The 24,974-nt window shown below is 63.4% G+C and carries 23 protein-coding genes; 8 read left to right on the forward strand and 15 right to left on the reverse strand.

Annotated elements, in window-relative coordinates; translation table 11 throughout:
- Positions 1-35: 35 nt before the first annotated feature.
- The 3 genes from ACUYV6_RS10700 to ACUYV6_RS10710 all read right to left on the reverse strand — a co-directional run bounded on the left by ACUYV6_RS10700 (position 36) and on the right by ACUYV6_RS10710 (position 2,891).
- A complete protein-coding gene (locus tag ACUYV6_RS10700) occupies positions 36-803 on the reverse strand; it encodes an acetoacetate decarboxylase family protein (RefSeq protein ID WP_449278656.1) in 768 nt (255 codons plus the stop codon).
- Between the two features lie 58 nt (positions 804-861).
- Entirely contained in the window at positions 862-1,716 is an 855-nt protein-coding gene (locus ACUYV6_RS10705) for a substrate-binding periplasmic protein (RefSeq protein ID WP_449278657.1), read from the reverse strand.
- 812 nt (positions 1,717-2,528) lie between these two features.
- Positions 2,529-2,891 (reverse strand): Sec-independent protein translocase subunit TatA/TatB, encoded by a 363-nt coding sequence (locus ACUYV6_RS10710; RefSeq protein WP_449278658.1) that lies wholly within the window; start codon positions 2,889-2,891, stop codon positions 2,529-2,531.
- Between the two features lie 141 nt (positions 2,892-3,032).
- On the opposite strand from ACUYV6_RS10710, the gene ACUYV6_RS10715 reads away from it, so the two are divergent.
- Complete coding sequence (locus ACUYV6_RS10715; protein ID WP_449278659.1) at positions 3,033-3,677, forward strand: O-methyltransferase; 645 nt, start codon at positions 3,033-3,035, stop codon at positions 3,675-3,677.
- Between the two features lie 84 nt (positions 3,678-3,761).
- Here the strand turns inward: ACUYV6_RS10715 and ACUYV6_RS10720 are convergent, their stop codons facing one another.
- Together ACUYV6_RS10720 and dapE are read right to left on the reverse strand one after the other, a co-directional pair.
- Positions 3,762-3,932 carry a DUF3117 domain-containing protein gene (locus tag ACUYV6_RS10720; protein WP_449278660.1) on the reverse strand — a complete coding sequence of 57 codons (171 nt, stop codon included), beginning with the start codon at positions 3,930-3,932 and terminating at the stop codon, positions 3,762-3,764.
- Positions 3,933-4,038: 106 nt separating this feature from the next.
- Entirely contained in the window at positions 4,039-5,166 is a 1,128-nt protein-coding gene (dapE, locus tag ACUYV6_RS10725; protein WP_449278661.1) for a succinyl-diaminopimelate desuccinylase, read from the reverse strand.
- Between the two features lie 191 nt (positions 5,167-5,357).
- On the opposite strand from dapE, the gene ACUYV6_RS10730 reads away from it, so the two are divergent.
- Both ACUYV6_RS10730 and dapD read left to right on the forward strand, forming a co-directional pair.
- Entirely contained in the window at positions 5,358-6,842 is a 1,485-nt protein-coding gene (locus tag ACUYV6_RS10730; RefSeq protein WP_449278662.1) for a DUF222 domain-containing protein, read from the forward strand.
- 175 nt (positions 6,843-7,017) lie between these two features.
- Positions 7,018-7,977 carry a 2,3,4,5-tetrahydropyridine-2,6-dicarboxylate N-succinyltransferase gene (gene dapD, locus ACUYV6_RS10735; RefSeq protein ID WP_449278663.1) on the forward strand — a complete coding sequence of 320 codons (960 nt, stop codon included), beginning with the start codon at positions 7,018-7,020 and terminating at the stop codon, positions 7,975-7,977.
- 147 nt (positions 7,978-8,124) lie between these two features.
- Here dapD and ACUYV6_RS10740 read toward each other — a convergent pair whose 3' ends face one another.
- The 7 genes from ACUYV6_RS10740 to argC all read right to left on the reverse strand — a co-directional run bounded on the left by ACUYV6_RS10740 (position 8,125) and on the right by argC (position 15,057).
- Positions 8,125-9,423, reverse strand: a complete 1,299-nt coding sequence (locus ACUYV6_RS10740) for a citrate synthase (protein WP_449278664.1) — start codon at positions 9,421-9,423, stop codon at positions 8,125-8,127.
- Between the two features lie 295 nt (positions 9,424-9,718).
- Positions 9,719-10,828, reverse strand: a complete 1,110-nt coding sequence (dapC, locus tag ACUYV6_RS10745) for a succinyldiaminopimelate transaminase (protein ID WP_449278665.1) — start codon at positions 10,826-10,828, stop codon at positions 9,719-9,721.
- Between the two features lie 6 nt (positions 10,829-10,834).
- Positions 10,835-11,155 (reverse strand): ferredoxin, encoded by a 321-nt coding sequence (gene fdxA, locus ACUYV6_RS10750; protein WP_449278666.1) that lies wholly within the window; start codon positions 11,153-11,155, stop codon positions 10,835-10,837.
- Positions 11,156-11,289: 134 nt separating this feature from the next.
- Positions 11,290-11,799: a prepilin peptidase gene (locus ACUYV6_RS10755; RefSeq protein ID WP_449278667.1), complete on the reverse strand. Its 510-nt coding sequence runs from the start codon at positions 11,797-11,799 to the stop codon at positions 11,290-11,292.
- 100 nt (positions 11,800-11,899) lie between these two features.
- A complete protein-coding gene (gene argB, locus ACUYV6_RS10760) occupies positions 11,900-12,802 on the reverse strand; it encodes an acetylglutamate kinase (RefSeq protein WP_449278668.1) in 903 nt (300 codons plus the stop codon).
- Between the two features lie 9 nt (positions 12,803-12,811).
- Positions 12,812-13,966 (reverse strand): bifunctional glutamate N-acetyltransferase/amino-acid acetyltransferase ArgJ, encoded by a 1,155-nt coding sequence (argJ, locus tag ACUYV6_RS10765; RefSeq protein ID WP_449278669.1) that lies wholly within the window; start codon positions 13,964-13,966, stop codon positions 12,812-12,814.
- Positions 13,963-15,057 carry an N-acetyl-gamma-glutamyl-phosphate reductase gene (gene argC, locus ACUYV6_RS10770; RefSeq protein WP_449278670.1) on the reverse strand — a complete coding sequence of 365 codons (1,095 nt, stop codon included), beginning with the start codon at positions 15,055-15,057 and terminating at the stop codon, positions 13,963-13,965. Before argC ends, argJ begins: the two co-directional genes overlap by 4 nt.
- Positions 15,058-15,179: 122 nt before the next feature.
- Here argC and ACUYV6_RS10775 point away from each other — a divergent pair, with 122 nt between their 5' ends.
- The gene (locus tag ACUYV6_RS10775) at positions 15,180-16,550 is read left to right on the forward strand and encodes an MFS transporter (RefSeq protein WP_449278671.1); all 1,371 of its coding nucleotides are present in this window, start codon (positions 15,180-15,182) and stop codon (positions 16,548-16,550) included.
- Positions 16,551-16,597: 47 nt separating this feature from the next.
- On the opposite strand, the gene ACUYV6_RS10780 is transcribed toward ACUYV6_RS10775, so the two are convergent.
- The 3 genes from ACUYV6_RS10780 to pheS all read right to left on the reverse strand — a co-directional run bounded on the left by ACUYV6_RS10780 (position 16,598) and on the right by pheS (position 21,427).
- Positions 16,598-17,611: a VOC family protein gene (locus ACUYV6_RS10780; RefSeq protein ID WP_449278672.1), complete on the reverse strand. Its 1,014-nt coding sequence runs from the start codon at positions 17,609-17,611 to the stop codon at positions 16,598-16,600.
- 127 nt (positions 17,612-17,738) lie between these two features.
- Positions 17,739-20,375: a phenylalanine--tRNA ligase subunit beta gene (gene pheT, locus ACUYV6_RS10785; protein ID WP_449278673.1), complete on the reverse strand. Its 2,637-nt coding sequence runs from the start codon at positions 20,373-20,375 to the stop codon at positions 17,739-17,741.
- A complete protein-coding gene (gene pheS / locus ACUYV6_RS10790; protein WP_449278674.1) occupies positions 20,375-21,427 on the reverse strand; it encodes a phenylalanine--tRNA ligase subunit alpha in 1,053 nt (350 codons plus the stop codon). The genes pheT and pheS overlap by 1 nt, the downstream gene beginning before the upstream one ends.
- A gap of 38 nt (positions 21,428-21,465) precedes the next feature.
- Between pheS and ACUYV6_RS10795 the strand changes: the two genes are divergently transcribed.
- From ACUYV6_RS10795 to ACUYV6_RS10810, 4 genes are all read left to right on the forward strand, one after another.
- The gene (locus tag ACUYV6_RS10795) at positions 21,466-22,128 is read left to right on the forward strand and encodes a hypothetical protein (RefSeq protein ID WP_449278675.1); all 663 of its coding nucleotides are present in this window, start codon (positions 21,466-21,468) and stop codon (positions 22,126-22,128) included.
- Positions 22,129-22,264: 136 nt separating this feature from the next.
- Positions 22,265-23,077: a copper resistance CopC family protein gene (locus ACUYV6_RS10800; protein WP_449278676.1), complete on the forward strand. Its 813-nt coding sequence runs from the start codon at positions 22,265-22,267 to the stop codon at positions 23,075-23,077.
- Positions 23,074-23,643 (forward strand): copper chaperone PCu(A)C, encoded by a 570-nt coding sequence (locus tag ACUYV6_RS10805; RefSeq protein WP_449278677.1) that lies wholly within the window; start codon positions 23,074-23,076, stop codon positions 23,641-23,643. Before ACUYV6_RS10800 ends, ACUYV6_RS10805 begins: the two co-directional genes overlap by 4 nt.
- Positions 23,624-24,937, forward strand: coding sequence for a Dyp-type peroxidase (locus ACUYV6_RS10810; protein ID WP_449278678.1), 1,314 nt, complete (start codon positions 23,624-23,626; stop codon positions 24,935-24,937). Before ACUYV6_RS10805 ends, ACUYV6_RS10810 begins: the two co-directional genes overlap by 20 nt.
- Positions 24,938-24,974: the final 37 nt, after the last annotated feature.

Genomic DNA, 24,974 nt, shown 5'->3' on the forward strand with positions numbered 1-24,974 from the left:
ATACTCGGTTACGTCATTTGAGAGGAATCAAGCTCCTAAATGCGTGCACGAAGACCAGGACTCACCCAGTCAGTGAGGAGAACCTTACCGGTGTTCCCACGGAAACGACCGCTCATGTATTCGGCATAGACCGGCCGACTATCTCCGAGCCAGCTCAGGTCATCGACACCAGATGCGGCCTCCTCCAAGTCAAATGCCCCCTCTGCAGGCAGATGTTCCAGACTGGAGGATGCAGAAACGTCACGTGACACCAACTGACGAAGCATCACTCCATCAGTCTCTACGTCAGGCAGCACCTGCACGAGAAACGTTGGAGAGTTCGGAGCTAGTACTGACGGGCGGTTGGGCCCCTCACCTACGACCAATGAGGCCCGAGCGGCGGCCGTCGGGCTACATAGCTCCGCGGTCACTGCACGGCCCGTTCGCTGGAAGTGGATCCTCCCGTACTTGATAGGGAACCCCATTTCTCGACCGGCCATACCGCCATAATCCTTGTTCTTGAAGCAATGCGCATAGAACCCCCCGACGTTCCCCTCGTACGAAGCCGGAATCACGACACCAAAGGAGGTATATGGCGCACCGAAGGTGTCTTCGTATGGGGCAAAATTCTTCGTCCAGTCGTACTTCACAACTTCGATCCATGCGTACGAGCTGACGAACTCCAGAGGAGTTGGCTTAAGGATCGATCTGACGGCCTCCTCGTCGACTTCGAGGAGAATGGATATCCCCTCGCAGTCGCCTTCGTATGAGGTAATCGAACTATACAGAGGGGCGTGAAGCGGGTGGTTATTGGGATTCAGCATACCCGTACTTTCGTGGAATAGGAACTAGGAAACAAATATGAATGAGATACGTAATCAACTATTCGATCAGCCTCGGTTCACCAACATCCAGGATTGCCTCATCAATATTATTTGCGGATAGAATCTGAGACAGTTCACCATTAGCACGAATATCTGCGAGATTAGCATTGAGCGCATCAGCAAGGCCATCATTGTTGAATGTCGAGATCAGCGCGATCTGGGCTGGCTCCTTCGTCGCAGCGACCGCATCAATCGGATCTACAATTTCTACTCGGTAGTCTTCATTATCCTCATACAGGTACTGTGCTGCCACAAGTCCATCTACAGCCGCATCGAGGCGTCCGCTCTCCAGGTCGGCATACATCTCGACATTGCTCTGATAAACCCGAACTGAATCCCCTAGAAGGTCGTTCATGTCTTCGACCCACAAATAACCACCCACCATGCCGGTCGTCTTCCCAGAGAGTGCGGAAACGTCAGAATATCCTTCCCTCGAGATCAAAGCCATACTATCCGTATAGATTGGGTCGGAAAGGGCTACCACGTCCGCACGTTCAGCCGTTCGATAAATTGCCCCCAGCGCAATATCAGCTCGCCCACTTTGTACGGATGGAATATTTGCAGCAGGTGAATTATGAACCCATTCGATTGGTAAGCACTCTCGATCTGCAATCGTCTGAATAATGTCCACATCGACACCCTCAGGATCACCGTCGTTGTAGAGCGTTATCGGAGGAAAATCGTACATCGTCACCGTGAGCACACCTGGCTCGATAGTGTCGAAATCGTGCTGCGGAACGCAAGCGTTGGCGGCCTCCTCCGGTTGGGATCCGGAGGCGCATCCCGTAGCCCCCAGGAGAATTGCAGTGCAGAGCAGCGTGGCATGTCCTACCGCGCGAGATATTTTGGTCATGGTTGTTCCCTTCATGCGAGAGTTAAGGTCCAGGAGCAGAATTGCGAATCGCAGATCCTAGACAGAGAGCCGTCGGCATGAGTAGAGACATACCGCCGATGGCAGAGAGATGGATAGCACTACCAGTGAGCTACCAAATCCTTGGAGGGTATATTCGTGCGCAGATCAACGCGATGACAACGTTTCGAAACGCTCAATCAGTCCGAGGCAACCAGATGACGGAACCGAACTGAAGAGGCTGCATGATGGTAACGCCACCATACCGAGATACTTAGGTCTTCACTACTTCCGCGCAGGAGGTCAGCTCCTCGACTCGAGCATTCATCATTAAAATTCTGAGAAACGTTCCAACAACGAAAACTACGTCGATATATAGATAATCCATTCCGCAGGCAAGCACAAGTAGAGTTACCGCGATCCCTGGAATCTAACTATAAGCAGTCCTGCGCGCAAGAATACATCAAACCTGTTCACAGGATTGAGTACGACACAAGTATCTGTGTGTCAACAGATCAACCTAGAGGGCGAATACACACCTCAGAAAAAAGCTAGTCTTACCGCAGCTCAAAAAGAAATAAACACATAAGGCGGACTCTGCTTAAAGTAGCCGCGCTTCTTCCTTTTGGCCAACACCTGAGATCTCCTTTGATCACTCACTTTTCAACTAGTCAAATCCTACGCAGAAGTTATCACGAGATTGGCAAGCCGTCAATACGCTTCAAGAAGGATGCGGTCACACCAAGTCGACTAGCTTCTCGACTGCTCACTGCAAGATGCCGAATCAACAGCACGCCGGTTCATTCGCGGCCAGGTCAGGTCGCTTCGTCGTCGAAATACGGCGTGCCATCAGTGCGTCGCAACTGGTCCTGCTCATGTCGCCGCTGGGCCGTTTCCGCGACACGGGTCTGCCGAGCCGTGGCGTTCGCCTCCCGCTCGTCTTCGAGCAGTGCGTCGCGAATAATGCGTCGGGGGTCGTACTGTCGTGGATCCAGCTGCCGCCAGTCAACATCTTCGCCGACCTCATCGCGGAGACGATCTTTCGCCCCGTTCGCCATGCGCTTGGCGCTCCGCACGAACTCGCCGAGCTTCTTCGCATAAACCGGCAGACGCTCCGGGCCGATCACGAACATGGCGATCATCAGGATCACCATGATCTTCTCGAATGACAGGCCCATAGCACCCCTATCGTACTCCGAGCACCGCTGGATGTTTCCCCTCCATCCAGCGTGTGCTTCGAGCACGAGAGGCCCCACCGTCTAGCCTGGGTAGGTGCGGCGGTCGCCGCAGTAACCGGTGCAGGCAGGCCTGGAGGACACGTGAGCAAGCTCGAACGCAACTGGCAGTTCGCGGAGCAGTACCCGACCGAGACTGATGCGCAGGTGCGCGCCCGCAGACTCTCGATGGAGTTGGGCGTGGAACCCGTGAGTCGCTCCGTCGCCGCACATCTCTCATCACTTGCCGTGATCAATCGCGCCGAAGCGATTTGCGAGGTTGGCACCGGTGTCGGAGTCAGTGGGCTCGCGCTGCTGCGTCACGCCCCCCAGGCCACTCTCACATCGATCGATGTCGAGCCAGAGCACATGCGCGAAGCACGCGCGATCTTCGCTGAGGCCGGCCTTCCTGCCGGACGCCTCAGACTCGTCGAGGGGAAGGCTCAGCACATCCTCCCCCGATTGAACTCGTCGGCCTACGACATTGTGCTGCTCGACGCGGAGCCCGAGCGGCTGCTCGAGTACCTCGAGTACTCGCTGGCGATCGCGAGACCGGGAGGCTGCATTGTTGTTCCGGGTGCATTCGCCCATGGCCGGGTCGCAGATCCGGCTGCGCGCGATGAGAAGACACGAACGATGCGGGATCTCCTGACGATGGTGTCCGAGTCGCCGTCCATCGCAGCAACGCTCTCTCCCGTCGGCAATGGGGTGCTCACCCTCACAGTTCTCCCGACACCAGACGACGAGTAGTTTGCTCGAGAAAGACGAAAGCAGGCGGCCCCACGGAGCCGCCTGCTTTCGATTACGACGGTCTCTCGCCGACGTCGCTGTGACCTAGTCGCCGAGCACGCCGTTCAGTACATCGCGAAGCTCCGTCGCTTCGTCATCGTTGACAGAAACCACCAGACGACCACCGCCCTCGAGCGGCACTCGAAGCACGATCACTCGGCTCTCACGCACCGCTTCCATGGGCCCGTCGCCGGTCCTCGGTTTCATTGCCGCCATGGCGCCTCCTACAGAATGGGTAAACTTCCTCCTCTATTATCCGACAATTCGAAGCGGCATGGAAATCGGGTGTCAATCATCGCCGACTGTCGACCACTTACCCCGCCTACGAATCAGCGGTAAGCCACGCACGCAGCGACTCGTAGGAATGCTCGATCTGGGCGACCGGCACGCGCTCATCGTCTGCGTGAGCGAGCAATGGATCTCCCGGGCCGAAGTTCACCGCGGGGATCCCCAGCGTCGAGAAGCGCGACACATCGGTCCACCCCTGCTTCGCGACCGGCTCCTTGCCGACGGCAGCGACAAAACCCTGAGCCAGCGAGGCGTCGAGCCCTGGTCGGGCACCTGGTGCCAGATCCACAATCTCAATCTCATCAGCACCGGTATCGGCGAAGAAGTCTCGCACGTACGCGACAGCTTCGTCTTGTGAGCGACTGGGCGCGAAGCGGTAGTTCACGGTAATCACGCAATGGTCGGGAATGACGTTGCCCGCTACCCCGCCCTCCACACGGACGGCATTGAGGCCCTCCCGGTACTCAAGCCCATCGACCACGATGCGCTCGGGGTGAAAGGCAGCCAGCTTGTTCAGTGCTGTCGATGCGCGATGGATCGCGTTAATGCCCATCCAGGCCCGCGCCGAATGCGCCCGCCGGCCCGAGAACGTGATCGTCGCCCGGAGTGTGCCGTTGCAGCCGCCCTCGATGGTGCCATTCGAAGGTTCTCCCAAGATCGCGAAATCTGCCTCGAACAGTTCGGGGCGATTGCGCTGCACTCGACCGAGTCCGTTCAGATCGGCCGCAACCTCTTCGTGGTCGTACCAAACCCAGGTGATGTCGAACGCCGGATCGTCAAGCTCCAGGGCGAGCTTCAATTGCACTGCGACGCCCGCTTTCATATCAACGGTGCCCCGTCCCCAGATGTAGGCGTCACCGGTCGCAGAATCGGTCTCATCACGCACCGGCAAGTTGTCGTTGATCGGCACCGTGTCGAGATGCCCCGCAATCACCACGCGGCGAGCACGGCCCAGTTCGGTGCGAGCGACGAGCGTATCGCCGTCTCGAGTGACCGAAAGATGCGGTGCACCGCGGAGAACGACTTCGATGGCATCTGCGATCGTCTTCTCGTTACCCGACACCGATTCGATATCGCACAGCCGACGCGTCAGCTCGACGGGGGTATCGCGGGGATTCAGTTCTGGGACGCTCGTACTGGATTCAGGGGCGCTCGTGTTCACCTGATCCAGCTTAGAGGGGAGGCGCAGACCGGTGGTCGATGCATGTGATTCAGATCCTTTGTAGACCCCTCAACAAGAGGTCGCCGGACACTACTGTAGGTTTCCGAGAAACTCGACTGACCTTCACTGAGCCGCAGAATCATGCGGATCTTGGGCCTCCCATTGTCGGTGGTGCATAGTGTACTTCCTGTATGCCCACCTCTTCCGCATCTTCTGCCTCCCGCGAGCACGCAGACCTCGTGTCTCGGCTCGAGCAGCTCGAACATCGCCGTCGGGCCGCCGACGCGGAACAATTACGGGTCATCGGAGACCTGGTTACTGTGGCTACTGCTCCGAGACGTCACGCTCCCGAGCCAGAGGGTCGCCGAACCCGAGCCATGTCCTTCGATCCGACTGAATTCGCTTACCGTTCCCTGCGAGCCGAGATCGCCCTCGTACTGGGCACTAGTGAACACCGGGCCGAGCGGCTCATGGACCTGGCCTTCCGTACGACCACGAGCTACCCGAATCTGATGAGGCGCCTCAAGGCCGGTGAGATCAATATTCAGCATGCGCAAGTCATCAGCGATGAAGGAATGCTCATTCCAATCGGAGACGATCCGGTGCTCGTCGAACGGCGCGCAGCCTATGAGCAGACGACGCTCGAGGCGGCACTCGTTGAGACGCCGACCAGGTTGCGCCCCATCGCGCGATCTCTTGCCGAGAAATGGTCGGATTCCCCGATCGAGACACGGCATGAGCGAGCGCGGACCGGGCGGCGTGTGACGGTGTGCGATGCGGGAGAGGGTATGGCTGATCTCTACGCGCATCTGCCCGCGATCGAAGCATATGCGATCCACGATCGATTGACCCGGATCGCAAAGGCGTCGAAGCAGCACGTAAACGGGGCACCCCAGGCGCCTAGCTCCACGGCACCTGATGGTTCCACAGCCGATGAGACCAGTCCAAGGTCGCTCGACCATCTCAGAGCTGACGCGCTCACCGACCTGCTGCTCTCCGCTGATCCCTTCACGCTGGAGACGGGGTGCTCCGCCGAGGCCATCCACGCCCGAATCCAACTCATCGCACCGGTGGAGATCGTCGAGCCGGTGGAGACCGTCGAAACAACCGCATCCACTAAAGACTCCAGGGAGGCTGGCGCCGCACCACTTCCCGGCGAACTCGCCGGGTATGGTCCGGTCGATGCGGGTGAGATTCGCAAGTTCATTACGTCGAGCACTCGCTTCCAGAAAGTTCGAACGAATCTCGGTACGGGCGAAGTCCTGTCGGTGGAGAACTACCGCCCCAATGAGGAGATCCGCCGTAGAATCACCGCCCGGGATCGCAGATGCAGGTTCCCCGGCTGCCGTGTTCCCGTGCCGCGCTGCGACCTCGACCACACCAAAGACGCAGCCCTCGGTGGCCCGACCTCGACCGACAACCTCGCCGCACTGTGTCGCGGCCACCACACCCTGAAACACCATTCGGAGTGGAGCGTGCGACAAGAACCGAACGGCATCCTCGAATGGACGAGCCCGACAGGACGAACGCACCGAGACCACCCACCCGGCCTGCTTTCGCAACCTCAGCGGCGACGGTTACCTGATGCGACCGATTGGAAGAGACAAGGGCCGTTGCCTCCCCGAATAAGCTGCGTGCGATTCGAAGCACCCGAACCGCCCGAGATGCCGTTCTGACATTGGGCCCCTGGTCGGCTTGGCGTGGGCGTGTCGGTGCGCGGGGCAGGTCGGAGCGGAACGGAACGCAGCTCAGCGCGGCCTAGCAAGGCCTAGCAAGGCCCAGCAAGGCCCAGCGCGGTTCAGCGCAGCCCCGAGCCGCATCCGCTGGCTAAGCCCAGTACGCTATAGGGTCATGACCGAAACACGCTACGCATGGGCCGCAGGCCTCGCCACATACGCCTCCGACGGAACCGTTCTCGATGCTTGGTTCCCCTCCCCCGCGCTCGGCCGGCGCCCCGAGGGCCGCGACCCCTGGATCGCTCCCGCTGAGCTCGAGGACCTCGCCGGGTCTGACGATCTGCGCGGCGTCGAGTTGCGCCCGACTGCCCTTGAGATCGACCTCGACGCGGCGCCCGCAAGCACCGAGGATGCGTATTTGCGTCTCCAACTGCTGTCGCACTGCCTCGTACAGCCGAATTCGATCTCGCTCGACGGCATCTTCGGCAAGCTGCCGAACGTCGTGTGGACCCCGGCCGGTCCGGTGCAGCCCGAGGTCTACACCGCCAAGCTGCCGCTTTTCAAGCGCGCCGGTCAGACCGCAATCGGCGTTGACAAGTTCCCGCGTCTCACCGACTACGTCACCCCGCAGGGCGTGCGCATCGCAGACGCCTCGCGCGTGCGCCTCGGCGCCCACCTCGCTTCCGGCACGACTGTCATGCACGAGGGCTTCGTCAACTTCAACGCGGGCACGCTCGGCGCATCAATGGTCGAGGGTCGCATCTCGCAGGGTGTCGTCGTCGGAGACGGATCCGACATCGGCGGCGGCGCGTCAATCATGGGGACGCTGTCGGGTGGCGGCACGCAGCGCATCTCGATCGGTGAGCGCGCCCTGCTCGGCGCGAACTCCGGTATCGGTATCTCGATCGGCGACGACACTGTCGTAGAGGCCGGGCTCTACGTGACGGCTGGCACCAAGGTGACGCTGCCGCACGGCACGGCTGATTCGAACGGCGAACCGGTCGAGGTGAAGGCATCCGAGCTCTCGGGAGTCGGCCAGTTGCTGTTCCGTCGCAACTCACGCACCGGCGCCGTCGAAGCACTGCCGCGCGAAGGACAGGGCATCGCGTTGAACTCCGAGCTGCACAAGAACTAGATCGAGGCCGCTCAACAGCGAAAGCGAAGCACTCCGCCGGCGAAGAGTCCCGGTCGGAAAACCATCCGACCGGGACTCTCTTGCATTGCGTGAACGAATTCGCACTGCGTGAGCAAGTTCGCACTGCATCAGCGAATTTGCTCTGCGTCAGCGATCCAGGTGGCGCTCCTGAGCTCCCACGTACAGCTGCTGCGGCCGCCCGATCTTCGTGTGCGAATCTTCACGGGCCTCGCGCCACTGCGCGATCCAGCCCGGCAGTCGCCCGATCGCGAACAGCACCGTGAAGGTACGGGTCGGGAAGCCCATGGCCTTGTATATGACGCCGGTGTAAAAGTCGACGTTCGGGTACAGCTTGCGCTCCTTGAAGTAGTCATCTTCGAGAGCGATCTGCTCGAGCTCCTGCGCCAGGTCAAGCAGAGGATCACGAACGCCGAGCTCGGCAAGCACACGCGCGGCACTGTCCTTGACGATGCGGGCCCGCGGGTCGTAGTTCTTGTAGACGCGGTGACCGAAGCCCATGAGCTTGATCCCCGCCTCCTTGTTCTTCACGCGCTCCACGAAGGACCGCACGCCCTGCCCAGAATCACGGATCTGCGCGAGCATGTCGAGAACCGCCTCGTTCGCGCCGCCGTGCAGCGGCCCGGAGAGCGCGTTAATACCGGCGGACACCGACGAGAACATGTTCGCTCCGGTCGATCCGACCAGTCGCACCGTCGACGTCGAAGCGTTCTGCTCATGGTCGGCATGCAGAATGAGGAGCTTGTCGAGTGCGTCGACGAGCACCGGGTTCATTGCATAATCTTCAGCCATGTTGCCGAAGTTCAACCGGAGGAAGTTCTCGACGAAGCTCAGATTGTTGTCCGGGTACAGGAAGGCCTGACCGATCGACTTCTTGTGCGAATACGCAGCGAGAACCGGAAGCTTCGCGAGCAGGCGAATCATGTTGACGTGCACGAACTCATCGACGTTCGTGTCGAGGGAGCTCTCGTAGTACGTGGACAGCACCTGCAGGCCGCCCGACAGTGCCGCCATCGGGTGGGCGGTGTGCGGGAGGCTCTGGAAGTAGTACTTCATGTCCTCGTGCAACAGCGTGTGGCGACGAATCTCACCGTCGAACTGCGACAGCTGATCGGGCGTCGGCATCTCTCCGTAGATCAGCAGGTAGACGACCTCGAGGAAGCTCGACTTCTCCGCGAGCTCCTCGATGGGATAGCCGCGATAGCGGAGGATGCCTGCCTCGCCGTCGATGTACGTAATCTCAGACTTCGTGGAAGCCGTATTGACGAAGCCGTAATCGAGCGCCGTAAGACCCGTCTCTTTCGAGAGCGTACTGACATCGATCGACGACGGCCCGTCCGAGGATGGCAGGATCGGAAACTCGATCTCCCGATCCTTGATCGTCAGCTTGGCGCTGGCGGGGAGCGCGCCCGGAGCGGTTTCAGTCACGAGTTTTCTCCTTGTGGGGTCTCATGCCGGCGCCTCAGGTCCGACGCGCCCTACCTCACACCATATCTGGTGCACTACGCCGCCCGCGACGGGAGCAGCGCACTTCTCAGACTATCTCGACATCGAGCGAAAATCGAACGCATATACATCGAACGGGCGGGGATCCCAGTCGGAATCCCCGCCCGTTCGGCAGGACGCGGTGCGATCAGCTGTACGCTCCCCCACGCCGTACTTCAGGCGGCCGCCGGAGCGGCCAGGAGCTCGCACGAAACCGTCAGGCGTTCACACAAGGCCGTCAGGCGTTCGCGCTCTCGGCGATGCGCTTCGCCGCTATAGCGATGTTCTCGTCGGTCGCGGTGAGCGCGAGGCGCACGTGCTTCGGCGAGTCAGTCCCGTAGAAGTGTCCGGGCGCAACCAGGATGCCGAGCTTCGCGAACTCCTCGGTGGTCTCCCAGGCGTCGACGTCACGGGTCACCCAGAGGTAGAGGCCGGCCTCACTGTGGTCGACACGGAAGCCGGCAGCCTCGACCGCGGGGCGCAGCACCGCGCGACGAGCACGGTAGAGGTCGAGCTGCTCGGTGACGTGCGCATCGTCGCCGAGGGCAACGATCATGGCCTCCTGCACAGGGGCGGGCAGGATCAGCCCGGCGTGCTTGCGCACCTCAAGCAGTCGGGAGACGACGGCCGGGTCACCCGCAAGAAACGCCGCACGGTATCCGGCGAGGTTCGACTGCTTGCTCAGCGAATAGACGCTGAGCACACCGGTGTGGTCGTCGCCGACGACGTCACGGTCGAGGATCGACGGGATCGGCGTCTGATCCCACGGCGCATCCCAGCCGAACTCGGCGTAGCACTCATCGCCCGCAATGACGGCGCCGAGCTCACGAGCCCGCTCGACCGCAGCGCGCATGCGGTCGGTGCTGAGTACGCTGCCATCCGGGTTGCCCGGCGAGTTGATCCACACGAGACGAGTGTTCTCCGGCCATTCGGCGGGGTCATCACTGGCAACCGCATCGGCGCCGACGAGCGCCGCACCCATTGCGTAGCTCGGGTACGCGACCTTCGGGAAGACAACCGCCTCACCTGGACCGAGACCCAAGAAGAACGGCAGCATGGCTACGAGCTCCTTGGAACCCACCGTAGGCAGCACAGCACTCGGATCGACGGTCACACGGCGCCGACGCTCGAACCATTCGGCGATCGCCTCACGCAGCTTCGGAGTACCTGCGACCTGCGGGTACGCATGCGCATCGGTGGCGACGGCGAGAGCCTCGCGCACCTTCGCGGGTGTCGGGTCGACTGGCGAACCGATGGAGAGGTTCACCATCCCGTCGGGGTGCTGGGCCGCGCGTTCGGAATAGGGCGCGAGCTGGTCCCAGGGAAATTCGGGAAGTGGACCTCTCATCGGTGATTACTCTCCTTGAGGCGGCAAGGCCGCGATTATGGGGTGGTCGAAATCGTAGGCACCGACCTTTGCGGCACCTCCGGGCGAGCCGATCTCGTCGAAGAACTCGACGTTGGCCTTGTAATAATCGGCCCATTCGCTCGGCAGGTCATCCTCGTAGTAGATGGCCTCGACTGGACACACCGGTTCGCAGGCTCCGCAGTCGACGCACTCGTCGGGGTGGATGTAGAGCGACCGCTCCCCTTCGTAGATGCAATCGACCGGACATTCATCGACGCAGGCGCGATCCTTCACATCCACACACGGAAGTGCGATCACATACGTCATGACGACTGTCCCTTCACTCGCTCACAGATGCCTCCATCCTATCGTCACCCGCGAGCCGGTGATCCGAGTCGACTCCGAGCCTAGCACCGGTTATCGATAATCGAAAAGCATTTTTCGGGATCGCGTGTCGCCGGCTATCCCACCGCAATCCACGGCCACACGAGGCTCGCGAACCACATGGCGGCCAGCATCACCGGACCGAACGCGAACTCTGTACCGCGCCCATGGCGTACGAGCGCGATCACTGCACCAACCGCACCGAAGATTCCGAGGCCCAAGAACACCGCGAAGAGGGCTGCACCAACTTCGGCCCCGAACACCCAACCCGGCAGAAACCCGATGATCGGGGCCAGTTTCACATCCCCTGCCCCGATAACCGGGCGCATCACTCCACGGGGCACGGCCCACAGCACCAGCATCGGCGCGCACACCACCGCGGCCCCGAATAAGCCCCCGCCAACGCGCTCCCACTGCCCCGCAAGCATCGCGGCCACCGTCAGCGGCACTGCAGTGCCGATCGATATGACCGACACGTCTGGGTTCGGGAGGCGACGAGCCACCAGGTCGATCCAGGCGAGCCGCACTGACCACGCCGCGCACAGTACGAATGCGGCGCCGGCGACCCACCACGCCACTATCTCCACAGACGGTCCAGCATGCTCAACGGCTCAGCCCCTCAAGGACCCAGCCGCTCAAAGACCCAGCCGCTCAAGCTCCGTCGCTTTGAGGCCTCACTTCGTAACTTCACTTCGTAACTTCGGTACCGATGCCGTGCTCGGTGAAGATCTCGAGCAGCACCGAATGCGGTTCCCGGCCATCGATGATGGCCGCCTTGCCCACGCCGCCGCGCACCGCATCGAGGCAGGCACGCATCTTCGGGATCATGCCCGACTCGAGCGACGGCAAGAGCTCCTCGAGTTCAGCCGCGGAGATGCTGGAGACCAGCGACTCCCGGTCAGGCCAGTCGGAGTAGAGTCCGGTCACATCGGTCAGGATCACGAGCTTCTCCGCGCCGAGCGCGCTCGCGAGCGCCGACGCCGCCGCGTCCGCGTTGATATTGAGCGAATCCCCCGGACGATCCGCGTCAGGCGCGATCGACGAGACGACCGGGATCAGCCCGGCTTCAAGCAGCGCCAGCACAGGCTCAGTACGCACCCCGACGACATTGCCCACGAACCCGAGGTCAACGACCTCACCGTCGACCTCAAACGGTGGACGCCGTCGACCGATGAAGAGCCCGGCGTCTTCACCCGTGGTACCCGCCGCGAGCGGCCCGTGCGCATTGATCTCGTCGATCAGTTCGGGGTTCACCTTGCCGGTGAGCACCATGCGCACGACCTCCATGGTCTCCGGCGTGGTCACCCGGTAGCCGCCCTTGAACTCGCTCTCGATTCCGAGGCGCTCGAGCATCGCATTAATCTGCGGCCCCCCGCCGTGCACGACGACCGGACGGATACCCGTATGCCGCAGGTACACGATGTCCTCCGCGAACGCCTTCAACAGATCAGCATCAACCATCGCGTTGCCACCGAACTTGATCACCATGATCGCGTCGCGAAACTTCTTCAACCAAGGCAACGACTCGATGAGCACCTGGGCCTTTGCCGCAGCCTGCTCGTGGTCGAGGGTCCTCGTCGTGGTGCTCATAATGCGTCCCTAGCTCGAGTAGGCGGAGTTCTCATGCACGTAGTCGTGCGTGAGATCGTTCGTGCGAATCGTCGCCGTGCGATCCCCGGCGAACAAGTCGATCTCGACATGCGTGCGCCGCGGAGTCAGGTCGCACTCGTCCACCGGACGATCAGGAGCGCCCGCATGGCAGAGACGCACGCCATTGAACGTCACATCCACCTGATACGGGTCGAATGCGGCCTCCGTCGTTCCGATCGCGGCCAACACCCGACCCCAATTGGGGTCGTTGCCGAAGATCGCTGCCTTGAAGAGGTTGTTGCGTGCGACCGACCGGCCCACCTCAACGGCGTCGGCGTCAGTCGCGGCGCCGCGCACTTCGATATCAATGTCATGGCTCGCACCCTCGGCGTCGACCTGGAGCTGCGCCGCGAGCGAATCGCAGACGGCAGCGAGCGCCGCGGCGAACTCCTGCTCATCCGGCACGACCCCGGAGGCACCGCTCGCGAGCAGCGTCACCTGGTCATTGGTCGACATGCACCCGTCCGAGTCCAGTCGGTCGAAGCTGGTACTCGTCGCGGCACGGAGTGCGCGGTCCAGGGCTTCGTCGTCCAGACGGGCATCGGTCGTGATGACGACCAGCATCGTCGCCAACCCGGGCGCGAGCATTCCGGCGCCCTTCGCCATCGCCCCGATCCGCCATCCGTCCCCGGAGTGCGTTGCCGTCTTCTCGACCGAGTCGGTCGTCATGATCGCTGCGGGTGCCGTCGCATCATCGTCGGCGAGCGCCTCGAACAAGGCGGGAACTCCCGACACGATCTTGTTGCGGAACTCCGCATCGCCGGTTCCGATCAGACCGGTCGAGCAGACGAAAACCTCGCCTGTAGGCACGCTGAAGTGCTGTGCAACGGCTTCGGCCGTCATACGCGCGGTCTCGTATCCGAAATCACCGGTGAAGCAGTTCGCCCCGCCCGAGTTCAGGATGATGGCACGGGCCGTCCCTTCCTGCTGCACCTTGCGGCTCCAGAGAATCGGGTTCGCCTGGGCCCGGTTCGTGGTGAAGACCGCAGCACTCGCCGGCGACGGGCCGTCGTTCACGACCAACGCGAGATCTGGTTTGCCCGTGCTTTTCAGGCCGACCGCAATGCCCGCCGAACGGAAGCCGGTAGGGAATGTGACTGTCATGGTGCAACTCCGTTCACTGAGAGACCGGTTGCCTCGGGCAGGCCGAGAGCAATGTTCGCGGATTGGATCGCCGCACCTGCTGTGCCCTTCGCGAGGTTGTCGAGCGCAGCGACCACCACGGCCCGCCCTGCGGCCTCGTCGATCGCGAGCCCCATCAGGCATGTGTTTGCCCCGAGGGTGTCGGCGGTGCGGGGGAAGACGCCTTCGGGGAGCAGGTGCACGAACGGCTCGTCGGCGTAGGCCGACTCCCACGCGGCGCGCACCTCGGCCGCGGTCGTGCCAGGCACCAGCCGGGCAGTCGAGGTCGCAAGAATGCCGCGACTCATCGGCACCAGTACCGGCGTGAAGCTGATGCGTGGCTCTGTAGCCGCTCCGGCATTTCGAAGCGCCTGCTGGATCTCGGGGATGTGTCGGTGGCTGCCGCCCACAGCGTATGGGTTCGCAGTTCCCATGAGCTCAGCGCCGAGCAAGTGGGTCTTTGCGGCCTTGCCCGCGCCGGACGGACCGACGGCGAGCACCGAGACGATGTCGTCAGGCTCGATCACCCCCGCGGCGATGCCGGGAGCCAGCGAGAGCGCCACTGTCGAGGCGTTGCAGCCGGGGGCGGCGATCCTCGTCGCACCAACAAGCTGTGCGCGCTGCCGCTTCAGTTGAGACGCTTCTGCTGCACCTGCACCCCCCGCGGCATCTTCCGCGCCGGCGACGATGAGCTCGGGCACGCCGTACGTCCACGGCTCGAAGAACTCTCCTCCGTAGAACGCCTCCCAATCCGCTGCGTTGGTGAGACGGTGGTCGGCGCCGCAATCGACGACCAATCGCACATCGGTGAGCTGCGCGGTCAGCGCTCCAGAAGCCCCGTGCGGCAGCGCGAAGAAGACGACATCGTGCCCGTCGAGCACTTCAGGGGTCGTCTCACTCAGCGTCAGGTGCGCGAGCGACCGCAGGTGCGGCTGCGACTCGATGAGCGGCCGCCCGGCACTCGAGTGCCCCGTTACGGTTCGGACCTCCAACTCAGGGTGCCCATCCAACAGACGCAGCAGTTCACCGCCCGCATACCCGCTCGCTCCGGCAACCGCGACGCTGTACACCATGCTGTTCTCCTGGAATCTTTCGCAACTCTCCACGCGCTATCTCCGCGCGCAGACACGTGCTCTATTCTGGCATTACCCGGTCTACCAGTGTTCGACCGTGATTCACCGACGAACGGAGTGCTTTGACAGACGCAGCCCAGGTCACGCTCGACGATGCGGATCGCCGTCGACTCCGGCGGTTCGAGACCCGAGTTGGGGTGGTGGCTTCGGGCGGTAAGTTCTGCGATGGCTGGATCCTCGCCGTCATCGGTGTCGCCCTTCCATTCGCGACGACCGGTCTCGGCATGACCTCCACGCAGGAGGGCCTCATCGCCTCCGCATCACTGATCGGCATCTTCATCGGCGGCATCGTCTTCGGGTGGGTCACCGACAAGATCGGTCGCAAGAAGATGTTCGTCTTCACACTGCTGACCTTCCTCATCGCGTCGGCGCTGCAGTTGGCGGTGCAGGATCCCATGCAGTTGTTCTGGCTGCGCCTGATCATGGGCATGGCAGTGGGCGCCGACTACGCGATCGCCGGCTCGATGATCGCGGAGTTCACCACCAAGAAGCGTCGCGGGCCCTTCCTGGCCGGCATGATCGGCTGGTGGTACGCAGGATTCTCGCTCTCGGCCATCGGAGCGCTCATCGTGCTGAACCTCTTCCCCGACAGCCCTGACCTGTGGCGCTGGATCCTGGCGAGTGCTGCAGTGCCTGCCCTGATCATGCTGCTCGCCCGCATCGGTATGCCCGAGTCACCGCGCTGGCTTGCCGCCCAGGGGTTCACCGTCGAGGCGAAGTCGATCGCGCAGCGTTACCTCGACCCCGAAACCGCTGCCGACGTCTTCCTCGAACAGAGCGGTGGTCACCCCAAGGCGTCATACGCGACGCTCTTCTCGAAGCACTACATCCGCCGGACCGCGCTCACCAGCATCTTCTGGATGGCGCAGGTGACCCCGTTCTTCGCGATCTACTCGTTCCTGCCCACCGTCTGGGACAGCCTCGGCATGAGCGATGTCGGTGATTGGGGCACCGTGATCCTCTACGGCTTCCTCCTCCTCGGCAGCATCGTCGGCGCTATGGTCGTGAACCGCATCGGTCGACGGCGGCTCCTCATCTGGCCGTTCGTGATCAGTGCCGCGGCGCTCCTCGTGCTCGGCTTCTGGCCGACCGCACCCGGCATCGTCGTCGTCGCCTGCTTCGTGGTCTTCGCATTCTTCAACGCCGCGTCGAGCGTGCTGCAGATGCTGTACCCGAGTGAGATCTTCCCGACTGAGATCAGGTCAACCGGAGTGGGATTCGGCGCGGCGATGAGCCGCATCGGTGCGGCAGGTGGAACCTTCCTGCTGCCGATCGCCCTGATCCACCTCGGTATCGGGCCGGTCATGCTGATCAGCGCGGGCATCCTCATCGCAGGTCTCATCGTGTCGATCATGTGGGCGCCCGAGACCACCGGCCTCGATCTCTCGCAGACCACTGGCGTGATCACGATTCCCCAGGGCCAGCAGCGCTGAGCTGTTCGTACGGCGCCTCACAAGTCGGCGCCTCATAAATCGACGCCTCATAAATCGACAATGATGAGCTTCTTCATGCCCAGCATGCGCTCGAAACTGCCGGGATGCTCCATGAGCTCACCCATGTTTTCGGGCACGATCTGCCAGTTCACCCCGAAGCTGTCGCAGCACCACCCGCACTGCTCGGCCTCGGGAACCGTTGACAGCGTCTCCCAGAGGCGATCGATCTCCTGCTGATCCCGGCACAGCACCTCGAGCGAAACACCGCAAGTGAACGTCGTCGACTGCTCGACCCCGGAGTCCATGACCGCGAACCACTGGTCGCCGATCCTGAACTCTCCGAACATCAGAGCCTCGGGTGACGCGGGCCCCGTCTCCACCCCGTAAGGGAATCGGTTTCCCGCAACAGCGTCCGAGAACAATGAAGTGTAGAGCTCTACGGCCTCGGACGCCCGATTCTGCGCCGGCCCGGCGAACATGAGCGACGGGATCACGAACGGACGCGGATCTCCGGCAGGATCCGTCAGCATCAGCTGCCAGCTGACTCCGTGACGGTCTTCGACCCACCCGTAGCGCTCGCTGAACGGATATTCGCCCAGCGGCATGAGATGGGTGCCACCTTCGGAGAGTGCCTCCCAGAGCCGGTCGAGATAGGCTCGCGCAGCAACCTCATCGCCGGTCTCGGTCGCCCCGAACATCAGTGGATCGATGTTCACCATGAACGAGATCGACGAGTTCGGACGGAACTCCGGACCAGCGTTGATCAAGACGAGCCGTGTGGGTTGCTCCCCGCGCGGATTCGGAATCGACACCGCGACGGTGAGGGGCGCACCCGCGAGGTCGCGTTGGAAATCGAGCAGTCCCGTTTCGGGATATCGGGATTCGACTTCCGAGCGCGCACCAGGAAACACCGTCGCGTAGAACGCGCCGACGGCTTCGGCATCGCCGTTACACCAAATATTCGGGACAACCCGCTGGCCCGTCCCGTTGTGCTGGTCCGTCGCGTTGTGCTGATCCGTCGCGTTGTGCTGATCCGTCCCGCTGTGCGTGCTTTCGGTCATGATCGGACCTCCCGTTCCGCGGGTCCCGCCGAATGCGGGTGCCCGCGGCCCCAGTATCCGCCCGTGCCGAGATCGACACAAGAGCTGGCGAAGATGCGAAGATTCTGGTCAGTCGCGAATCTTCAGGTCAGTCGCGAATCTTCGCATCGAACGCGAGCTCGGCCGCAGCGACGCCCGCGAGTTTTGCCTCGCTCGCCTCCTCGGCCTTCAGCGTCCGATCGGGGGCACGGAAGCGCAGGGCGAATGTGAGCGCCTTGCTGCCTTCCTCGATACCGGTACCCCGATAATCATCGACTATCCGCGCATCCTCGAGCAGGTCTCCGGCACCTGCCGCCACGACCGCAAGCACATCCCCGGCAGGGATGTCAGCGGCAACGACGAGCGTCAGGTCCTGGGTTGCGGCCGGATATGTCGAAAGCTGCGCCGTCTCGGGTGTGCGTGGCGCCAGTTCGATGAGACGATCGAGGTCGAGCTCGAACGCCGCGACTCGGCCCTGCAGGTGGTGATCGGCGACGATCTCGGGCAGCAGCTCACCGGCGACGCCGATCACTTCGAGTCCTCCCTCATCGCCATCCGAGTCAGCACCGGGCGACTGATCGGACCCCAGTCGTACGCTCAGCTCCGCGGTGCGGCCGGGGTGGAACGCACGGTGCGCTCCCTGGGTCACGACGAGCTCGGCAGACACCGCATTCGCGATGATGTGGGCCGCATCGAGTGCGTCCGCCCAATCGTACGATCGCGGCGCCTCACCGGCCTGCTTCGCGACAGCGTCGCCGAGCAGCACACCGGCAACACGACGCGGCTGGTGCGGGATCGAAGCGTTCAACTGCTCGATCACGTCATCGCTCGGTCGTTCGCCCAGCGGCGGGACGGTCTCGGTGCCGAGTGAGGCATCGCCCGCGGTCGGCTCGTAGACCGCGCCGAACTCGACGAGCGCAAGGTCGGTGAGGCCTCGCGACGTGCCTCGCTGCGCGACGCCGATGAGCCCCGGCAGCAGCGAGCGCCGCATGAACGGCGACTGCGCATCGAGCGGATTCGCAAGCCTGACTGCGGAGAGACTCGAAGCAGTCGCTTCGCCCCCACTCTCCGGCCCTGTGCCGAAGGTGCCGGAACCGAAGGTGTCGAGCTGCGCCTGCGAGACGAACGGGTAACTCTGCACTTCATCAAGACCCGCCGCGGTGATGACGTTCGCCGCCCGCCGACGCAAGCGCTGCTCGCGAGAGAGGCCTCGGCCCGCAGGAGCAACCGGGAGCAGAGACGGGATGCGGTCGTAGCCGACGATACGCGCGACTTCCTCGATCAGGTCGGCAGGGCGCGTCAGGTCACTGCGCCAGCTCGGCGGGGTGACGAACAGCAGGTCAGGATCACCAGCGGTACCGAGGGAAATGGAGCAGCCGATCATCTCGAGCGCGCCCCGGATCTCCTCATGGGTGTAGTCGGTTCCGAGCAGCCCGTTGACGGCCGAGAGGCGCAGTCGCACCACGCTCGGCCGCCACGGTGCCGTGATCTCGCTGCCCAGCTCATCAGCGGTGCCACCACCGAGCTCGACGAGCAGATCGACCATGCGCTGGGCCGCGGCGCGGGCGACGAGCGGATCGACACCGCGCTCGAAGCGCTTCGAAGCCTCGCTCGGCAGCTTGTGCCGACGAGCCGTGCGGGCGATCGAGACCGGGTCGAAGGTCGCGGCTTCGACGAGCACGTCGACCGTGTCGTCGCCAACTTCGGTGGATGCGCCGCCCATGACACCTGCCAGACCGATCGGGCCGCTCTCGTCGGTGATCAGCAGATCCTCGGCGTCAAGCCTCCGCTCCTGTCCGTCGAGCGTGACCAGCGTCTCTCCGGCGAGCGCACGACGGACGATGATGCCGCCCTGCAGCTTGGCGAGATCATAGGCGTGCAGCGGGTTGCCGAGCTCGAGCATGACGTAGTTCGAGATATCGACGGGGAGTGACAGCGAGCGAATTCCGGCGAGCTGCAGACGGGTCGCCATCCACTGCGGTGTCGGCCGCGTCGCATCGATGCCGCGCACGACGCGCGCGACGAAGCCCGTGCACCCCTGCCTGCCGCGAATCGGAGCCTCATCGACGAGTGCCACTTCGAAGCCTTCAGACGCATCGATCTGCGCGCCCGGTACCGGATCTCGGAACTCGGCACCGGTCGAGTGCCCGTACTCACGGGCGACGCCGCGGATCGAGAACGCGTAGCCGCGGTCAGGCGTGACGTTGATCTCGACGGCAGTCTGGTCGAGTCCGAGCAGCGCCTTCGCATCCGCCCCGACCTCAAGCTCGGGGGCGGCAGGATCAAAGCCGAAGCGGGAGAGCACGATGATGCCGTCGTGATCCTCACCGAGAGAGAGCTCCTTCGCCGAAGCGATCATGCCATCCGAGACATGCCCATAGGTCTTTCGGGCAGCGATCGCGAAACCACCGGGCAGCACCGCTCCGGGCAATGTGACAACGACTTTGTCACCGGCCTCGAAGTTGTGAGCGCCGCACACGATGCCGCGCACATCCTCGCCACCATCCGCCGCCTGCTGGCCTTCAGGTGCGACTCGCACACTGCACCAGTTCACGGTCTTGCCGTTCGAGTGCTCCTCGGGTTCGCGGGAAAGCACCTCACCGACCACGATGGGGCCCGAAACGTCGAAGCGACGAATCGACTCCTCCTCGAAACCCACACGCACGAGATCGGCGTGCACCTGTTCAGGGGTCGCATCGGCTGGGAGCGAAACGAGTTCACCAAGCCAGGAAAGCGGAACGCGCATTAGACGAGGCCTCCGAACTGACGGTTGAAGCGCACGTCGCCCTCAACCATGTCTCTCATGTCGTTGATGTCGTGACGGAACTGCAGGGTGCGCTCGATACCCATGCCGAACGCGAACCCCTGGTACTCCTCGGGGTCGATACCAGCCGCGGCGAGCACATTGGGATCAACCATGCCGCAGCCGCCCCACTCGACCCAGCGTGCCCCACCCTTCGCATGCGGCTGCCAGACATCCATCTCGGCTGACGGCTCGGTGAACGGGAAGAAGTTGGGGCGCAGACGGATCTCGGCCTCGGCACCGAACATCTGGCGTGCGAAATGCTCGAGCGTTCCCCGCAAGTGCGCCATCGTGAGGCCGCGGTCGATCGCGATCCCCTCGATCTGATGGAAGACAGGAGTATGGGTCGCGTCGAGCTCGTCCGTGCGGTACACGCGCCCGGGCGCGACGACGTAGACGGGCAACTCACGATCGAGGAGCGCCCGGATCTGCACGGGAGATGTATGGGTTCGCAGCAACAGGTGCCGATCCGCAGGCTCAACGAAGAACGTGTCTTGCATCGCCCGGGCGGGGTGATCGGGATCGAAGCCGAGGGCATCGAAGTTGAACCACTCGTGCTCGATCTCGGGGCCTTCGGCGACTTCCCACCCCATACCGATGAAGATGTCCGAAGCCTCGTCCTGCAACTGTGCGAGCGGGTGGCGCGAGCCCGCCCGACGGCGCACCGGGGCCTGAGTCACGTCGACCGTCTCGGCGACGAGGCGATCAGCAGCCTCCTGCTCGGCGAGCACGGCCTCCCGCCCCTTATAGGCGCCCTCGATGCGGCCACGGGCCTGCCCCATGAGCTTGCCCGTTGCCGCCTTCTCGTCTTTCGGAACCTGGCGCATCTGCGCGTTGAGTCGCGCAATCGCGGAGGCTTCGCCCGCGTGCTCCGTGCGCGCGGCCTTCAGTTCGGCGACGCTGTTCGCTGCGGCAAACGCTGCGAGTGCCGCAGCGACTGCCGCCTCGGCGGCTTCCGAGGTGATCGGGTTGGTGCTGGAGGTGCTATCTGACACAGAGATCGATCCTACCGTGCTCGGAGTAGACTGGGGACGTGGCCGCCCCTGTTCGACCCTCCGCAGGCGATGCCGCGCCGATGAGTCGCGCGGCACGTTCGCTTCGCGGTGCCGCAGGCGCCTTCGCAGCGACAATGATCGCGGCACTCTCGCACGCGCTCGGCGGCGAGGAGGTCACCGTGTCCGCGATCGCGGCGACAGCGATCCTCGCACTCCCGCTATGCGTTGCGCTTGCCGGACGCATCGGCTCACTATGGCGCCTCTCAGTCGCTGTGATCAGCAGCCAGTTCGTTTACCACTGGTCCTTCTCAAGCATCGGCATCGGAAGCTCTTCGACCGCGAACCCCGGGCAGGGCGGGCTCGCAAGTCCACCGGATCCGCATGCGGCCCACCTCGAGGCGCTTCGCGCATTCACTCCCGAGCTCGTATCAACGGGTGCCCTCAACATCGCAATGTGGCTGTCACACGCCATCGCTGCGATCCTGACCATCGCCCTCCTGTACCGGGGCGAACGCGCGTTCCTCGAAGTGCTGCGCCTCGTCTCGCAAGCGCTCCCGTTCTCGCTGCCAGAAGCGGCTGCGATCCCCTCGCGCCCGCGTCTTCCGCGACCGGAAACCGATGCGCAGCCCCGGCTTCGATTGATCGTGGGGACCGGAGTCAGCTACCGCGGCCCTCCCGCCATCGTGTCATTCGCACACTGACTCTCGTCATGCTGGCTCTCAGCACACTGAGGGCCAACACCTTGTACATGCTTCGCATTTCACGGCTCGGCACGTCAGCCGAATCTTCGGCGACGTTCGCGGCCCGTTCGAGATGCTCACCAGAAAGAATTCACGTATGACCGCACCGAATAGTGCCCTGTCCCCCCGCACCGTGCCGACCAACGCTTCCGGCGTCCGGGGCCTGAGAGGGCGTCTTGTCGCGATTTCCGCAATCGCGCTTGCAACGATCGGCTTCCTCATGTCGCCGACTTCTCCCGCACACGCACACGACGAGCTCATCAATCAGACCGTCGAAGTGAACGAAGACGACGGGTCGGCGGAGGCAGTGCGTCTGACCTTCTCCAACAGCATCCTCGATGTCGGAACCGAGATCGTCATCACGGGCCCAGAGGGCGACGCCACCGATGGCGCTCCCGTCACCAAAGGCCCGGACGTCACTCAGGCCCTCGCCGACAACCTCGCGCTCGGCGACTACAACGTCGCTTGGCGAGTGGTCTCAAGCGACGGCCATCCCATTGACGGCACGTTCGAGTTCACCGTGCAAGAAGACGGCGTCACCTCCCCCGACTCCGACCCCGCAGAGGAACACGAACACGAGCACGGCGAGGATGAGGCAGGCGAGCACTCGCATTCCCATGACTCGGACTCCCATGATTCGGACGCTGCGGATGCCGAGAGCACCGAAACTGATGGCTCCGACAATGCAGAAGCTGCGAATTCCGACGAGGGCCTCTCGCTCGGCGCACTCATCGGTATCGCCGTGGCAGCTTCGCTGTTCGCCATCGGAGTGACGGTCGTCGCGGTCGTCTCCATGCGTCGCAAGCAGGCCGCGATCAACGCAGCCCAGGCTGATGCGACCCAGGATGACGCAGCACAGGCCGACGCAGCACAGCCCTCCGACCCCACCACGGAAGGCGACGAGAAGTGAGGCGCTCAACGGGTGCCTTCGTTGCCCTGCTCCTTGCGTTGAGCGCACCCCTCACGCTCGCCGGGTGCGCCTCTGACTCCGGGCCCGCTCCCGCATCCGAAGCATCGGATTCCACAGCGTCGGATTCCTCGTCGGAGACCATTGAGTTCCGCGATGGGTGGGTCTCTGCGCGCGATGAGATGTCCGGTGTATTCGGCGAGCTCGTGAATCACGGCTCCGAGGATCTCGAACTCATCGGCGCCGAAAGCCCGGCGGCCGGAATGGTCGAGCTGCACGAGACCGTCACTTCCGGTGCCGAACCGACGATGCGCGCTCTCGAGTCACCACTCGAAGTTCCCGCTGGTGAGACTCTCGTACTCGAGCCCGGAGGGACGCACATCATGCTGATGGACCTCGCCGAGCCGCTCCTGGCCGGCGATGAGGTTCCGGTCACGCTCCAGTTCGCCGATGGCTCCGAGCTCGACATATCGGTCTTGGTGAAGGACACCGAAGGCGCCCAGGAGAACTACGACGGTGAGGATGGGGGCTCGGCCCACGGAGATCACGATGACCACGCCGGGCACTGACCACCAAATCTCCGAGTCCGCCACGGAGTCCCACGGCTACTCCCGGCGGGCGTTGCTCGCGGGCGGAGCCGCGGGCGCACTGCTCGGCTTCGCGGGCGGTGTCAGCACGGCTGCGCTGCGCGCCCGCGAAGCCGTCGGGTCTCACGTCGATGAGGTGATTGCGGACCCCGCGGCCGAGTTGTCGCGGGGTACCGGCGGAACACGTCCGGGATTTGGCGGTGAAGCGCTCCCCTGCCATGGCCTCCATCAGGCCGGTGTTTCGACGCCGACGACGGCGCACGTGCGCTACATTGCCTACCGCCTTCGCCCGGAGACCGATCGAGATGCCCTGGTGCGGATGTTTCGCATCCTCACCGGAGACGTGGAACGGTTGGCGTCTGGTGAAGGTCCCCTTGCGGATCCTGAACCGGAGCTCGCCGCCCGCCCCGCCCGCCTCACCGTCACAGTCGGGGTGGGCCCCGAGCTCGTGGGGCGCGTCGATCAGTCTCGGTGTCCGCCATGGCTGGGCCCGCTCCCCCGCTTCGAACGGGATCAGCTCGATGATCTCTACGGCGACAGCGACCTGCTGATCCTGCTCCAGGCAGACGACCCGATGCCGATCGCTCACGCCGCGCGCATGCTCGAACGAGATCTTGCGAGCTTCGCCGAACGAGCCTGGAGCCAGCAAGGATTCCGTCAGGCTCGTGGTGCGGAAGCCGACGGTACGACGATGCGCAACCTCATGGGGCAGGTCGACGAGACCGTGAATCCATCCGCTGAGGACGAGGACTTCTCGGACATCGTGTGGATCGGTAGAAGCGGGCGAGGAACAGCTGGATCCGGCGAGACCTCCTGGTTGGCCGGTGGCACTGCACTGGTGCTGCGTCGTATCCGTATGGAGCTCGACACGTGGGACCGGGTGGATCGCCCCGGTCGCGAGCAAACGATCGGGCGGAGGCTGAGCGACGGCGCGCCACTCACCGGAGGCGGAGAGCACACGTCAGCAGATTTCGAGAAGGTGGATGCGCTGGGCCTTCCGGTGATCCCGAGCTACGCGCACATCCGCCGCGCACGCTCGGAAAACCCTGCCGAGCGCATCTTCCGCCGCAGTGCGAACTACGACACTGATGGAGAGTCGGGGCTGCTGTTCGCCTGTTTCCAGCAGGATCCCCTGGAGCAGTTCGTACCGATCCAGAAACGACTCGACGAACTCGATCTGCTGAACGAGTGGGTGACGCACATCGGGTCGTCGGTGTTCGCCATACTCCCCGGGTTCGAACCGGGCGAGATGCTCGGCGAGGCGCTGCTGGCGTAGATCAGCGGCACTGCTCGCGTAATGCAGTGCTGCTCAC

The organism is Leucobacter sp. GX24907, from assembly GCF_053567335.1.